The 14,307-nt window shown below is 53.1% G+C and carries 14 protein-coding genes; 9 read left to right on the forward strand and 5 right to left on the reverse strand.

Annotated elements, in window-relative coordinates:
- Positions 1–295 precede the first annotated feature (295 nt).
- The 3 genes from ACT3TC_RS15225 to ACT3TC_RS15235 all read left to right on the forward strand — a co-directional run bounded on the left by ACT3TC_RS15225 (position 296) and on the right by ACT3TC_RS15235 (position 4,476).
- Entirely contained in the window at positions 296–1,249 is a 954-nt protein-coding gene (locus ACT3TC_RS15225) for a phage antirepressor N-terminal domain-containing protein (protein ID WP_444640719.1), read from the forward strand.
- A 154-nt stretch (positions 1,250–1,403) separates the two neighbouring features.
- Positions 1,404–1,814, forward strand: coding sequence for a hypothetical protein (locus ACT3TC_RS15230; protein ID WP_444640721.1), 411 nt, complete (start codon positions 1,404–1,406; stop codon positions 1,812–1,814).
- A 61-nt stretch (positions 1,815–1,875) separates the two neighbouring features.
- Entirely contained in the window at positions 1,876–4,476 is a 2,601-nt protein-coding gene (locus ACT3TC_RS15235) for a hypothetical protein (protein WP_444640723.1), read from the forward strand.
- A gap of 11 nt (positions 4,477–4,487) precedes the next feature.
- On the opposite strand, the gene ACT3TC_RS15240 is transcribed toward ACT3TC_RS15235, so the two are convergent.
- Entirely contained in the window at positions 4,488–4,712 is a 225-nt protein-coding gene (locus tag ACT3TC_RS15240) for a hypothetical protein (protein WP_444640725.1), read from the reverse strand.
- A gap of 69 nt (positions 4,713–4,781) precedes the next feature.
- Here ACT3TC_RS15240 and ACT3TC_RS15245 point away from each other — a divergent pair, with 69 nt between their 5' ends.
- The 3 genes from ACT3TC_RS15245 to ACT3TC_RS15255 all read left to right on the forward strand — a co-directional run bounded on the left by ACT3TC_RS15245 (position 4,782) and on the right by ACT3TC_RS15255 (position 7,906).
- A complete protein-coding gene (locus tag ACT3TC_RS15245) occupies positions 4,782–5,267 on the forward strand; it encodes a hypothetical protein (RefSeq protein WP_444640727.1) in 486 nt (161 codons plus the stop codon).
- Positions 5,268–5,328: 61 nt separating this feature from the next.
- Complete coding sequence (locus tag ACT3TC_RS15250; RefSeq protein ID WP_444640729.1) at positions 5,329–7,134, forward strand: DUF2817 domain-containing protein; 1,806 nt, start codon at positions 5,329–5,331, stop codon at positions 7,132–7,134.
- Positions 7,121–7,906: a hypothetical protein gene (locus tag ACT3TC_RS15255; RefSeq protein WP_444640731.1), complete on the forward strand. Its 786-nt coding sequence runs from the start codon at positions 7,121–7,123 to the stop codon at positions 7,904–7,906. The genes ACT3TC_RS15250 and ACT3TC_RS15255 overlap by 14 nt, the downstream gene beginning before the upstream one ends.
- Positions 7,907–7,957: 51 nt before the next feature.
- Here ACT3TC_RS15255 and ACT3TC_RS15260 read toward each other — a convergent pair whose 3' ends face one another.
- Complete coding sequence (locus tag ACT3TC_RS15260) at positions 7,958–9,277, reverse strand: acylphosphatase (protein ID WP_444640733.1); 1,320 nt, start codon at positions 9,275–9,277, stop codon at positions 7,958–7,960.
- Between the two features lie 292 nt (positions 9,278–9,569).
- Here ACT3TC_RS15260 and ACT3TC_RS15265 point away from each other — a divergent pair, with 292 nt between their 5' ends.
- From ACT3TC_RS15265 to ACT3TC_RS15275, 3 genes are read left to right on the forward strand one after another with little or no spacing between them, the layout of a single operon-like run.
- A complete protein-coding gene (locus ACT3TC_RS15265) occupies positions 9,570–10,067 on the forward strand; it encodes a DUF1833 family protein (RefSeq protein WP_444640735.1) in 498 nt (165 codons plus the stop codon).
- A 9-nt stretch (positions 10,068–10,076) separates the two neighbouring features.
- Positions 10,077–10,472 (forward strand): hypothetical protein, encoded by a 396-nt coding sequence (locus ACT3TC_RS15270; RefSeq protein ID WP_444640737.1) that lies wholly within the window; start codon positions 10,077–10,079, stop codon positions 10,470–10,472.
- Complete coding sequence (locus ACT3TC_RS15275; RefSeq protein WP_444640739.1) at positions 10,469–13,168, forward strand: host specificity factor TipJ family phage tail protein; 2,700 nt, start codon at positions 10,469–10,471, stop codon at positions 13,166–13,168. Before ACT3TC_RS15270 ends, ACT3TC_RS15275 begins: the two co-directional genes overlap by 4 nt.
- Positions 13,169–13,374: 206 nt before the next feature.
- Here the strand turns inward: ACT3TC_RS15275 and ACT3TC_RS15280 are convergent, their stop codons facing one another.
- From ACT3TC_RS15280 to ACT3TC_RS15290, 3 genes are read right to left on the reverse strand one after another with little or no spacing between them, the layout of a single operon-like run.
- A complete protein-coding gene (locus ACT3TC_RS15280; RefSeq protein ID WP_444640740.1) occupies positions 13,375–13,656 on the reverse strand; it encodes a hypothetical protein in 282 nt (93 codons plus the stop codon).
- A gap of 7 nt (positions 13,657–13,663) precedes the next feature.
- Positions 13,664–13,864 carry a hypothetical protein gene (locus ACT3TC_RS15285; protein WP_444640742.1) on the reverse strand — a complete coding sequence of 67 codons (201 nt, stop codon included), beginning with the start codon at positions 13,862–13,864 and terminating at the stop codon, positions 13,664–13,666.
- The gene (locus ACT3TC_RS15290; RefSeq protein WP_444640744.1) at positions 13,861–14,094 is read right to left on the reverse strand and encodes a DUF1654 domain-containing protein; all 234 of its coding nucleotides are present in this window, start codon (positions 14,092–14,094) and stop codon (positions 13,861–13,863) included. Before ACT3TC_RS15290 ends, ACT3TC_RS15285 begins: the two co-directional genes overlap by 4 nt.
- Positions 14,095–14,307: the final 213 nt, after the last annotated feature.

The raw sequence follows: 14,307 nt of genomic DNA on the forward strand, positions 1-14,307 counted from the left end.
AGAACTTCATGCAATGCCCACATAATATGCAGGCAGCTTGACGCCTGCGCCTTCTTGGGCCAACATTCCCTTGCCGCTGCAAAATCAGTGGCTCGGGTTTGGTCGCTCGATTTGAACAAGGCGCAGCATCAGCGCTTAACAGCGCTTTTTTTATGCCTGTTATGGCGGGCTGCGTGGGGACACCTTCGGGTGTGCCGGTTCCCTTGTTCACCGGTCGACCAACCTCGCGCAGTCCGCCACCATCTGAATGGTCGCAGTGTTGGCGGATTCTCACTCAAGAACGAGGATCTACATCATGGCAACACTTACCGCATCACCTATTTCTATCAATTTCCACGGCGCCCACATCCCGACATTTAATGTTGCTGGGATCGTGCGCGTTGCAATGAAGCCCATCTGTGACTCTATCGGTTTAGAGTGGCACGGCCAGCGTCAGCGAATTAAGCGTAATCCCGTGTTATCCAAGGGTGCGGTTATGATAACCGCACCTTCAAAAGGCGGCCTTCAGAAGGTTTTGACTTTGCCACTTAGTAAGCTTAATGGATGGCTGTTTGGTGTAGATGCTGCGCGTGTAAAGCCTGAAGTGCGCGACAAGCTTATTGAGTACCAAGAAGAGTGCTTCGAGGTATTAAGCGACTACTGGCAAAAAGGTGGTTCCGAGAATCCACGCTTTACCAGCATAGAGGATCGAAAGCCTCTTAATCGTGCTGTGCGCACCCTTGCCAACCTACGCAGTGCTCAAGGTGAAAGCGCCGACTACGCAGGCATGTGGAAACTGGTGAACGGTTACCTGGGGCTGGCGCATATCGAAGACGCCAGCCCTGAGCAGCTCGACCGCGCGATGATGTTTGTTCAGGACAGTATCGAGCGGGAAAGCGCCAAGATCATCGAAGGCGACTACATCAGTCGCCACGCACTGCCTGAACCAGAACCGCAACCGGCCATTCACTACCCCATGGAGGCATGGCCTGAAATAAACCCCCAGCTACGCAGCGATTGGTCGAACGAGATTCCCACGATTTACCCCAGTCGCCGCTGGGTAAAAGCACACCACCTCTATGGTGAAAGCGCCCCATCGCCCACGCTTCGCTTACTCAGTCAGCTTAAAAAGGCGGGGTTTGATGTGGGTTGCTGCGAAGCCGAAGTGCTCGCCATGCGCCACTATATTGGGGAGGGCGAGTCCCTTCGCCGCGATATGGAAAGACTGATGGGCCGCTCCAATAGCATGGCGGTCACGGCTCACTCATAAGTGACGTCAGTAAATTCGCCTAAGATAGCCTAGTCAAACTTAGCCAAGTGCGATACGTTCCCTGCTGGGTTAGCTCAGCGGGGCGTATTTGCTTCTTGACTAAAGGCAATAGCTTTCTGACCTTTCCTAATTTCATCTACAAAAGGGTAAGGGAATGAAAAAAAATATAATTTTGGCAGCTTTGCTATCGTCTTTAATTGCCGGGTGCGCTAATACAGCTAACCATAGCAATTCAAACTCAAGCTACCAGGCGTCGGACTCCTCTCCTTCTGTCACAAATGTGCGGATTGAGATTGACGAAAATCAGATAGAAGAGGCGCAGGCCGCTGTTCGAGGCGCTTTGAAAGATCCTGATTCCGCAAACTTCCGAGATGTGCACGGTATTTCTGTAGCAGAAGATGGGCCTCTTATAGCTGTGTGCGGAGAGGTGAATGCCAAAAATAGTTACGGTGGCTACATTGGTTACAATCGCTTTGCATACACCGCAGACAGGGTTTATTTATGGCAAAAAACTCGCAGAATGAACGTTGATAACTCAATAGTAGAATTCACCTGCGATCTTTAACGCCCAACACAATATTTCCATTAACCCGCTTCGGCGGGTTTTTTTACGCCTGGAGAAAAGTATGTCGGTTCGCTCGCTCGGTAGCTTGACTCTGGATATGGTGCTGAAGACCGGCAACTTTACCGGCCCCATGGATAAGGCGCAGCGAGACACGCAGCGTCAAATGCGCCAGATGGAGAAGGATGCCAAGAAGGCCGCCGCCGGTATTGCGACCATAGCCGCCGCTGGCACCGCCGCCGCCGTCGGGCTTTACGCGTATGCCAAGTCCAATATGGACACTATCGATGCAAACGCCAAGATGGCGCGCTCGCTGGACGGCACCATTGATGGCCTGCGCGCGGTCAACATGGCCGCGTCGGACTCCGGGCTGGATGGCATGGAGGCATCGCTTAATCGGATGAATCGCCGCTTGGGTGCTGTGGAAATGAGCGGCGGCCCTGCGCTAAAAACCGTGCAACGGCTAAACCTTGACCTGAAAGCCATGCAGGAAATGGATGTTGATCAGCGGCTGGGTTATATAGCTGACCGCATTCGCGATACCGGCATGTCTTCGCAAGAAGCGGCGCGCCATTTACAGCAGTTAGGGTTTGAGCAGAAAGGCGCAACCGAGTTGTTCATGAAGGGTGGGGACGCCATTCGCGGCGCCCGCCAAGAGATCGAGGACTACGGGCTTTCTGTCTCCATGGTGGATGCCGCCGCCATTGAAGAGGCCAACGATGCGATTGCCAGAATCGGCCTGTCGTCGGAAGCGATGGGCAATGTGGTAGCGGTTCGCCTGGCGCCTGCCCTCAATGATATGGCCGACTCCATTAACACGGTTACCAAGGCGTTCCACGCGGGGGATTACGATCTACAGCTTGAGGTGCTGAAAGGTATAGCGGTAGGTGTGGCAGGCGCCGCCGGGGCTTACGTTACCTACCGGGTGGTCGTGAACGCGGCTACTATCGCGCAGTGGGCGTTCAACGCCTCCATCCGCGCCAACCCCCTAGGGGCGCTGGTCACGGTGGCGGGCGCGGCCGTGGGCGCTATCTACACCTTTCGCGAAGAGCTAGGCCTGGTGTCGCCCAAGATACAGTCGGCGACTGACCGCGTTGACGACATGACCAGCGCGCTGGATGCCAACTCGGAAGCGGCCCTCAAGAACGCCAAGGCCATGCTTGAGGCTGAGCGTCAGTTTCAGCAATTCCGCCAATCCACGCTGGCATTGGCCGTTTCCAACCAGCGCGAAATCGTGCAGGAAGAGCAGCGGCAATGGGAGGCCATGGGCGGTCAACAAGCTTTTGGTATGGGGCAGCGAAGCGAATCACAACAGGCTTTGCATGATCTTCAAGTAGAGCTAATGACGACCCGTAACGCGATTGAGGCGGCGGGTGGTTCGGTCACCGAGATAGATGAAAAGCTGGCCAAGCTTGGGAAGACGACGCGCGAAACGACCCAAACCACAGAGGACCAGGCCAGCGGAAGCAAGCGAGCAAGAGACGCCATCAATGATCAAGTAGCCGCACTTCAGTTGCAGGCCTCTACGCTCGGCATGGCCGAAGACGACCTGGTGCTATACAAGCTGGCTCAAGAGGGCGCGAGCGAAGCACAGCTTGCCGCTGCTCGCACCGCGCTTGAAGCCGTGTCCGCGTATGAAGCCAGCGAACAAGCGGCTTCGGACTATGAAAGCCTTCTTCAATCCTTACGCACAACTGAGGAGCGGCTTACAGACCAAGTAGCCGCCCGCCTCGCCGTACTCGATGCCGCCAACGTCGCGGGCGAAGAGTACGCAGATGTGGCCGCCAAGATCGCTGCCGCAGGTTTTTCTGATGCCCCGGAATACGGTGGCCTGGATGCCTCCATTGGCGGCGCCTTCGGTGAGTTAAATAAAATCGACGAAGCCGAGGAAGAACTACAGGAGTGGTACGACACTCAGCTGGAAATGCTGGCGCAGTACCGTGAAGAACGTGCCGACCTTACCTCGCAATGGGACGCCCAAGAGCGCGCCCTGCACGAGGAACATCAAAACGAGCTGATGCGAATCGAGAAGGCCCGGCAGATAGCGCAGCTGGCCGCTGCCGAGAGCACCTTCGGTGATCTTGCCGGGCTGGCGAGCGCATTTGCTGGTGAGCAAAGCGGTATCTATCGCGCTCTATTCGCTACGGAAAAGGCGTTCGCAGTGGGCAAGGCATTGATGAATGTGCCGTCGTCGTACTCAAAGGCGTTTGATGCGACGGTAGGCATTCCCTATGTGGGTCCTGTGCTGGCGCCTGCTGCTGGTGCGGCTGCCGCAGCCGTTCAGGTTGGGCAAGCAGCGGCGATAGGCAATATCGGTATGGCGCACGATGGGTGGGACAGCCTGCCCGCCACGGGCTCTTACTGGCTTGAAAAAGGTGAGCGCGTTAGCACTGCTGAAACCAGCGCCAAAATGGATGACACGCTGGCACACACCGACGCGGCCTTGGCGCGAGTTGAAAGCCAGATGAATAGGCCGGGGGATAGCGGGGGCCTTAATGTCAGCATCAATAACCACACCAGCGCTAACGTTTCAGCGCGTCGCGAAGAGGGCGGCGGGTTAACAATTGACATTGTTAAGGCCTCCCTAATCGAGGATATGGCGAGCGACGGCAAGGTAACAAAAGCAGGGCAGCATTTTTTGGGGTGGGGGCGGCAGCCTCGCTAGGCGGCCTAACCTTACGGGCTCTCCTGCAAGTGCTTTTCAAGCTCTTCAACTATTTTCTTTAGACGAGGCAGTGCTGCTGCTTTAGCGGAGTTGTATAGCTCAATGCGTGAATCGACATTTGGGACACGCAAGTGGCATTGAACGTCAAAATTGGTGCCATCGTATTCATCCCAAAAAGTAACGTTTACCGGTGCCAGCGCTTCGTCTGGGTTATATGCGCCTACTGAAATTTCCATTATTGATGCTCTATTTAAGTGGATTGAGCTTATGAGACTAGCAGACAAATCTATGTATGGGGCGACCTAATGGCAGACATCAACTACCCGGAAGGCCTGCCGCGCCCGTTTCGGCAGGGCTACGGGCTGCAACACACCGACAACGTGCTGCGCACGCCACTGGGAAACGGCAGGCCGCGCAAAGAAATATTGCACGGCCCCGGACCTACCACCGCTTCTGTTCGCTTTCGTATGCGTCCGCGCTTTGCCCAGGTGTTTGAGGGCTTCTACTGGCACACGCTGAACAGTGGTGTGCTTCCGTTCAACATGCGGTTGCTGAGCCCGTTGGGTGTGCAGTGGTGTGAAAACGTAGAGTTCCTGGAACTCTATGACGGTCCTACGCCGCTGCCTGAATCGAGAGGCGGAGAAGGGCGGATATGGGAATTTAGCGTGGAGCTATTAATTCCTAAGCCTCCGATCGTGACTGCCGAGGACATGCAGTACCCAGAAGAGATTCTGTACAGCGACTTGTTTGATTACACGATGAACAAGCACTGGCCCAAGCCAATCCGCTAACCCGCTACCAACATTCTCAATTACCGCCCACGGGCGGTTTTTTGTGCCCGGAGAAAACCCTATGGCCCTACCACCCTTTGACCCTGCCAGCGAACCGTTGGGCAGCACTGACCCGCGTGTGCGAGAGGTTAATAGCAAACTGCTGGATCTCGGCATGCACTCCAAAGAGGACAAGTTTACCGACCGTTTCGGTGAAGAAAAAATGACGTGGGAGGCGATGCAGAACGAGCGCCTTGGACTGCTGATTGCCGGGGGGCAGATATTTCCAAGCGAGGCCGAAGGCCGTGCTGCCGCTGAGGACGGTTGGTATTACTACGCTGTCTCGCCAAACCCCAATGTGACGCGGTCGCTCTATCGCCGTATCTCAGCGAGTGAGAGCGAGCATATTAAAGACGATCCGTCAGCGGAGTTTGTGGAAGGTGTTGCGGCTGCATCGAATGCGGCGCTATTAATATCAGGGCGTACCAGTGACTCGGCTGGAGAGTTTTGTAACGATGATGAGCAGCATACGCTGTATTCAATCGCTGATAAAAGCGGCAACAATTTAGCTGAGTGGGGGGCGGACGGGCATCTAATAATTGTCACACGTCAAGAGTTTTACAACGATGATAACGATATTGCTCTTTACTCAATCTGCGATAAAAACCGCATCCCGATTTTATCAGTTGATTATAATCTTCAGCCGATAACCCCTTTTTTGGGTGAGTTTTTTAACGATGATGTTGAGACAGCCGAATACGCCTGGGTAGATAAAAACGGGTATATATATCGCGCTATGGATGCGAGCGGTAAAACGATTGTGGGCGGGGGGAGTGATGTAGATTTCGCTGAATTAAATAAAACAGATCAGATTATCGATGACGGTGCCGCGTGGATTAATCGTGAGTCAGTTTCCGTCAAACGCGATTATTCCAGCGCTTACAAACAATCGGCAACAACTCAGTTTCCTACAACACAAAGCGTTTATGATGCGCTAGATGCTTTAATGTCTGAGTTTCCCGACTACGTTAGTTCGTTTAGCATTGGGCAGGATGGGTTAGGCGAGGACATTATGTGCTACCGTTTCCGGCCCGCTGATTATGTTGTTTTAGCTCAAGGTAATTCCTACCCGCAAGAGAGTGTCGAGCGACCTAAAATTATTGTGAGTGGTGGCCTGCACGGTGATGAGCAGCATGTTATTCCAGGCAACCAAGCGTTTTTCGAGGAATTGTGTCGCCAGTGGCGAGAGATTGCAAAAACTGATGATCTCCGATGGGGTGTAGAGTTTTTATACTTACCCGTTACTAACCCTAGTGGTTTTAGTGCACGGACTCGACGCAACCACAATAACGTTGATTTAAACCGGAACTTTCCTACTCGCTGGCCTGGATCATCGACAAGCGGCCCATCGCCAGCTTCAGAGGCTGAAACTCAGTCTTTAATGCAATTTATGTCGGAACATACAGATGCGATTGCATTTATTGACCACCATCGGATGTTTCAATTCCAAACGGGTGGCGAGCGCCTAGTGTGGGTGGGTACAGAAGGTGCTAATAATGTTGGTGTTGGCTTGAATGCAGTTAACAAAACGATTGCCGATATTAAACGTTTGATGCCCTTTGTGCCGCAGGGTAATGAACCTGTTGGTGCCATTAGCTCTCACTTTAACGGCTCCATGGTTTTACACGCAGAAGAAGCGTTCGGGATTCCAGGGTTTTTAGTTGAAAGCCCTAGTCAGCTGGGTGGAAACATAACGCAACTACACGTGCATGCGCGCAACTGTTTATTTAATCTTGTTTATGAGCTATTTGATAAAGAACGCATTAAACGAAGTAATAATTTTGTAATTAATGAAACTCCTGAAGACGAGGGTAATGGCGATGACTAACTACACATTAAATCAAAACATTGAACTTGAGAACACGAATGGCTTACGTCGTGTCGTAACTACACCCGAAGGACGTGCGTTCGGCAACGTCCCTGGACGCGAGATACTACTCGATCCAGCTTATGCTGATGCATCCGCTCTGACAGCGCGCAACCGCGCTAAAGCTGCTGACCATCGGACAATCGAAACTTTCGGCGAGGGTTCTCCCGACCCTATCCGCAATTTTAACGGGCTGCCGTGGTTCGTGGGTGACAACGATCGCCGCATCGGTATTCGCACTCGCCCCCGCATTAATAAAAATGAATGGACTGTTTTTGCAGTCGTAAAGCCTGAACCTCGCGAAGACGGTACCAATGCAGGTTATTTAGTATCAAACTTGGGCAGCGAGGCAGAAGGAGAACTGCATCTAAGCATAGGCTGGCCGCGTAGCGTTCTTAGTGCGCTGCGCGTTTATGAGCAAGGGAGTTTAAATCAACGGATTTCAGCGGATATTGATTTTGCTAGCCGCTCTATTCCATCGCTAGTCGAGATTACATTTAGCATAGAATATGGTTTAAAAATATTTGACGGAGGGGATCTTGTTGCTGAAAACCCTGATGATAAACGACCGCTCACGTATGAGGTCGCGCCTAGAGATAGCCTCTGGTTCGCAAACGGGCATTGCCGAGGAGGGATTAGTGGTCTTTATAACCTAGATTTATCTAAAGAGAAAAACGCCGGACGCCGAGCGTCGATTGTCAATTTCTTAAAGCAGAAATATGGTATTAGTTAAGCATGCTGTCTCTTCGCCCAACGCGAACGCGTTGGGCGAAGATTAATTTTACTATTGTATTTCAAATATTGAAGATGCTTTTTCTTTTGCATCTATATATGTAATTTTTTCAACCAAGGCTTTTTCAGGGCCATTTGCACAGAGTCTAACTACCGCATCGACAGCCGTTTTGCTTCCTTGAAACAATGCTTCGATATTATTCGAGGAGTTTTTACAATAGCCTGTTACGCCATAAATAAGCGCTTGCTTAGCGATCCAGCGGCGAAAATTAACTTTTTGCACTTTGCCTGAGATTATGATCTTGGCGCAGTGATCCAGTTCTTTTTTATCGTTCGGGAAATAGTAATCAGCAATAGCTGCTGCAACATCTAATGGCTCACCGATTGTAGGCCAGTGATGAATTGGTATATCGCAGTTGGCATTCATTTCTATCACTGAATAGCTCTGCGATGCTGCAGGTTTTGAGATGTCCTCTACTATGAGGTCCACGCCGCAGCACTCAAGATTATCAAACGCTTCCCAGCTTTTGCGTGCAATTTCAACAAAGTCGGGATGAATAATGGACGTTACATCTTCGCCTTCGCCTCCTGCACCAATGTTAGCAATTGTTTGTAAATCAACGCGCTGGTCTACAGATAAAATTGTGTCGGGTGTCATATTGATTTTTTGAAGGCGCGCGATAATTTCTGGTGTTAAATTTAATAAATACCTACCGTCATAGGGATTTTTAGCACGCTCTTTGTTTTTCTCATCCACTAACTCTTTTACTGTTGATTTCCCATTGCCAATTATGTGAGCTGGCCAGCGGCGCATGGCGGCAATGACATTTCCACCAGCCACCAAAATTCGGTGATCGTGACCGTCTATATGCTCTTCAAGTACGGCTGTAGAGGGATGGATACTCTCTAATGCTTGGCTAAGTTGTTCTTTATTTGTAATCGATGACGTAATGCCTTTACCGCCGGAGCCTGAAATTGGTTTCACGACCGCCTTTTTTGTAACGAGGGTGTCGAACCATGCGTGTGCTTTCTCAATTTCTGATGACTTTAGCGTAATGCCTTTCGGCGTTCTTACGTCGTTGGTATCCAGCAGCTCCTTGGTTTTGATTTTGTTTTTTGTGATTTTTACCGCTTTCAGCGATGAGTGAGCAGGCATCGTGCTCTTAAAAACGATGGCTTTGTCTTTCCCCTGTGCAGCCCATCGCGTGGGTTTGCCGTCCGCATCTGTAAAAAATTCAATCATGATATTTTTTTGAAACAATGCCCTTCTGAGGAGTATGTCTTTTTTCCCTAGAAGCTTGTAAAACGGATGTTTTCTGTCAAAAGAAAACGGCTTTGTGAGAATTGAAGAGTCTTTGTTGATGCTGTCCATTCGCATATGATCCAGTTGTTTTTCAATCAGCGCATCTTAACTGCTTTTAGCGTGCTGAGCGAGCTGATCAGGTGCCAAGAATTACGAACCCCACCACCGCCCTGAGCGGTTTTTTTGTGTGCCTAAAATCTGAGGCTACTATGAAAATCACAGTGCAAAAATGGCTGAAAAAGCACGGCTATAACCCCGCTACGGCGGGGTTAGTCGTTTATTCTGGGCGGCTCTTGATACCGCGCTCGACATGGAGCAATGTGCTCGTGAGCGCCTCTGCACAACTGATAGTGAGTCGCGAATGAACGATGTACTCGCCCAACTGCTCAGCGGTCACGACCCGACGATCTATCGTATCCCCGCGGTTGAGCTGACGTGCTCGGCGTGGGAGACGGCGATCCGTAATATCCCCGGCTGGGACGACATAGTGCTAGGGCATGAGGATGGTCAGCGGCATGAGTACCTGGGCTCGCCGCTTGATCTTGCGCTGCCCGCTAGTGATGACAGCGGGCAGCAAAAGCTGGGGTTTGCGCTGGGTGGCGCCAATGCGGATGCGGAAGATCTGGTCGATCAGGCGCTGGATGCTAGCGCGATTATCTACCTCACGCTGCGCATGTATGCATCCAACAACCTCATTGCGCCGGCGCGGCGCCCGCTGCGAATGGTTGTTGATGAGCCAACATTCCAGCCTGATGGCACGCTGCAGGTGCGGTGCCGACATCGCGATCTGCTGTTTCGGCGCTTTTTGCTGGGCCGTTTTACCGCTAACAAATACCCCGGCGTAGCCCTCTTCGTTTAAGGAATCCCAATGCTCGATGAGTACCGAAACGCCCGCTACAAAAGCGGCGGGAGGGGTGAGCGTGTGGGCGGCATTCGGTTATTTGATTGTTACGGATTCTTACGCGCTGTGCGCGCCGAGCAATACGGGTTGCCCACGCTGCCCAGCTATGAGGGCGTGGCCACCGATGACGCCCGCCGTGTGAACCGTTCGCTGCGCGAAGTGTGCCAGGGTCTACAGCCGTGCGGAGTGCAAGCGGGCGCAATGGCGGTGTGCTGGACGGGTGAGCTTGCACTGCACTGTGGCGTCGTGGTGCCTCTCAACGGCCTGTCGGGGGTGATGGAGTGCACTGTGGATGTAGGTGTCCGCTGGCAATCGGTGCGCTCATTCAGCCGTGAATTTACCAGAGTGGAGTATTTTACGTGAGCGAGATTCGTTTATACCCGTCACTATTTCGCGAAATAAACGGTGTGGCGACGCAGCCCATTAGAACGCAGGACGTGGCTGGCGGCTCGCTGCAGGAGTGGCTGTTCAATGCCGTGCCCACGTATGCAGAGAACCCCGAATTCACCCCGTGGGAGATAGAGCTGGAAGGGGCGCGTGGGAATGTGGTGCTGCCGAATGACTATGCTGGCGTGATGCTCGATCAGGTGTCGGTAGTTCACATCTATGCAAATCCTCAGCGCTCGGTCGTCAGTGCAGTCGGCTCGCTGTTCAGTGCGGTGGTGGACCTGTTCAGCGGAGTGTTTAGTTGGCTGATGCCATCGGTCCCAACGCCCAACGCGAATGGCGGCATCGAGCAGGGCTCACAAATTAATGACCCGAGCACGACGATAAATCGCCCGCGCTTGAATGGCGTCATTAATCAAGTGGCCGGGCAAGTCAAGTTAGCGCCGTACTATTTGGCACCACCTCACTCTTACTTTATTGACCCACGAACCAAGGCAGTGGACATACTGCTGTGCGTCACATGGGGGTCGTGCCTGCTGCCTGCCTCGCAAATCCGTATCGCTGAAACGCCAGTAACCGCGTTTGGGGATGACGTACATTGGCAGGTATTTCAGCCGGGTGAGAGCATCACAGGCCATTCTGCTAATCAGCTCTGGTACAACGCGCCAGAAGTGGGCGCGGCCAGTAATGGGCAGGCGGGGCTAAAGCTCAAAAGCGTATTCCATATCACTGAGCGGTTAACAGCCCCTTCGATCAATGTCGATGGCAATCAAATTAGCCTTACGGGGGAGCATGAATTCCCCAGCGATTGGGAGCCGGGCCTGCTGCTCAATGTGCGCGTACCGCGCCAAATAGAACTACAGCCCCCGGCCCCGGAGGATAGCCGCGCTGTACTGGCAGGGTCGTATGACGACTTGGGTCTAGCCGTGGGCGATGCCGTGGTAATTCATGGCGATGCGCTGAACGGTGATTACATCGTACACAGCGTGAGCAGTAATGCTCTAACGCTGAGCTATCCGGACCTTACCCCCGTCACTGATCCCACCGGGGGCGTTTATCAACTGACGATAGATAAAGCGGGCGCGCGGTACCGCATCGTGTCGCGTAGCCAGAGCAGCATCGTGGTCGAGAAATTACTGGCTGATAACAACGTAGACGCAACCTGGCTGGGCTGGAACGCCTGGGTATATCGTGATCGCTGGAATATTTTTGTAGACAGTAGCTATGCGCAAAGCGAGTGGCTAGGGCCGTTCCCTGCGCAGAAAGCAGGCACGCTGATTAACCGCATAGAGGCCCAAGTGCTGGCAGTACGTGGACTGGGCTATGCCCACGAAAATGGCGTGGACTACAACGGGCAATGGGTTGAGTTGCAGTGGCGTGAAATCGGCACTGAGGAGTGGCAGTGGATGGGGCAGGAGCTGTGGGGCGCATCGCGTGACCAGTTGGGTTTCACCCTCGGTGTCGATTTTGATACGCCCACGGCAGTGGAGTGCCGATTGCGTCGGATGAATCCCGAGAACACTGACGTGGCCGCGCTTGAGGAGCTGCACTGGACAGGGCTGAGCTCGCGGCTTTCTGAAAGCCCGGATCGCTACGACGACATTACGGTACTGGCAATGACGATCGTCGGCAGTGATGCGATCGCGGCGCAGAGTGAAAACCGGATTACGTGCGTGCCGACGGCAATACTCAAGCGCATGGATGGCACTGTAGGGCCAACGCGATCAGCGATTGATTTTGTACGCAATGCCGCCAATCAATCAGGGGTTTCAGACGATGAAATCAACATGGAGGCCATGCAGCGGATTGACAATATAACAGCAGCCAGGGGGGATACCTTCGACTATAACAATGACGGCGACGACACGGTAAAGGCAGTGCTGGAACGCGCACTGGCAGCGGTATGGGCTCAGTTAACGTGGGACGAGGTGCTAACGCCGGTGCGTGATGAGCCCCGCTCCCAGCTGGGGCACATGTATAGCCCGCAGAACATGCGAGCGGACGCACTGCTGACGAAAACCGTTAGGGCGGTGAGGCCGGATGACTACGATGCGGTGGACGTGGAATATAAAAGTGCAATCACTGGTGTAATTGAGACTGTGCCATGCCGTATTTCCGATGACCCGCCTCAGCGGATTGAAACGATACGTGTGGAAGGGGTGCCGGACGAGGTGCGCGCGTGGCGGCACGGTATGCGCCGCTTAATGCGTCACCTGCATGTAAGGAAGAGCTACACGTGGGGCACGCCTACCGACCTGCTGAATAGCAGCAAGGGCGACTACGTTCCCGTCGTAGGGCCTATCCCCAGCCGCGCTCAGTCGGCATTGATTGAACGTGTGGCGGTGGATGAGGACGGTGTGCATTTACAGGTAAACGAGGTGCTGAAATGGGGCAGCATTGAGCAGCACGTTATTTACTGGCGCAACCCGGAGGGAGAGTCACAAGGGCCATATCGCGTGCTACGTGGTGATGATGATTATCACGTGATTGCGTTGATGGGTGATGATCCGGTACCGGTTGTCGATCCGACAAAGGAACCCCCGCACCTGGTGTTTGGCAGAGTGGAGCATGTGTTGATCAACAGTATTAAACCGTCGGGCATGAGTAACGTCAGCGCAGAGGCTGAGGGCTATGACGAGCGGGTGTATCAGTACGATGATGCGCATCCGTAGATGGAAGGCTGCTGCCTGCAGGAATGTGAGCGGTTCTTTTGTTCCTGATGTAAGCAAAAGCCTACAAAATCAAAGCACATTTCCTACATGCGCGCGCCGCTTGAACAGCTATTGTAGGAAGAGTGACGCCAAGCTCGCCGCAATAGCATGTCGCATGTGTCACTCGGAGTCGCTCGAACGGACTCGAGCTGCCAGGGATGGCGTATTTAATAAGGTAGCGGCCTCACAATCTGCCCTACCGGCGCATCGTCACGTGTGCGCCGCCATACGCCCTCAGTCATCATGTCACGCCGCTGGATCACATAAGCAGTAGTACCGGGCTGACTCGGGTCGCCGGGCAATGACGTTGTATAACATCGACCGCTATATAGCTGGCTCCGGTGGATGATGTGGTACTCAATCATGCATCGCGGCAGCATGTATTTGCCGAAGCGCCGCCAGCCGCGCCGCTCCATGCTCTTGCGCCATAAGGTTGCTTTGTAGTCCATTGCGTCGTTATTCGATGGTGCGGCAAGAGGTGGTGACTTTGCACCCTTGATAAATGCCGTCGGAATCCGTGCCGTTATCCCGGTACGCCTCCATGATAACTATCTGAATGTCAGTTGGTGTCTCCCCAAGCGTTTGGTGCATTTCATCAAATGCCGCTTCCATGTGGCGGCTGATAATTTTCTGCATAGCGCTGGTGTTGTCCTTCATGCCATCGACTCTTCTGGATTCCAGCGCAGTCGTACAGACTCGGCTGCGTCATCGAGAGGAATCATTGTCACGTTTTCAACTGTGCCAAGGTCGTCTAGCAGGTGCGCCCAATCCTCATCACTGTCATCAGGCTGGCGCTGGATCTCAACACAGCATTTATCTTGTGCACTAGGGCTGTTTATCTGGCGCTTCACTCGGTCAACCAGAGCTTGGTAGGTTTTCGCTGACATAAGCACCTCATTATTTAACTGTTGAAATATACAGTGGTAGGTGCGGAGTATAGTCAGGGGAGGCTACAAAAATCTAGGGGACTGGTCGCAATTTGGTCGCAGACTGTGTGCGACCAATGTGCTGTGTGTAAGCATAGTAAAAAGGTAAGAGGCTGATTTTCTAGCGAAGCCCGGTGCAAGCGCGGCCCGCTGGAATTGCCGAAGCGGATTCAA

Source organism: Halomonas sp. AOP27-A1-41, assembly GCF_052378605.1.
Taxonomy (GTDB): Bacteria; Pseudomonadota; Gammaproteobacteria; order Pseudomonadales; family Halomonadaceae; genus Vreelandella; species Vreelandella citrativorans.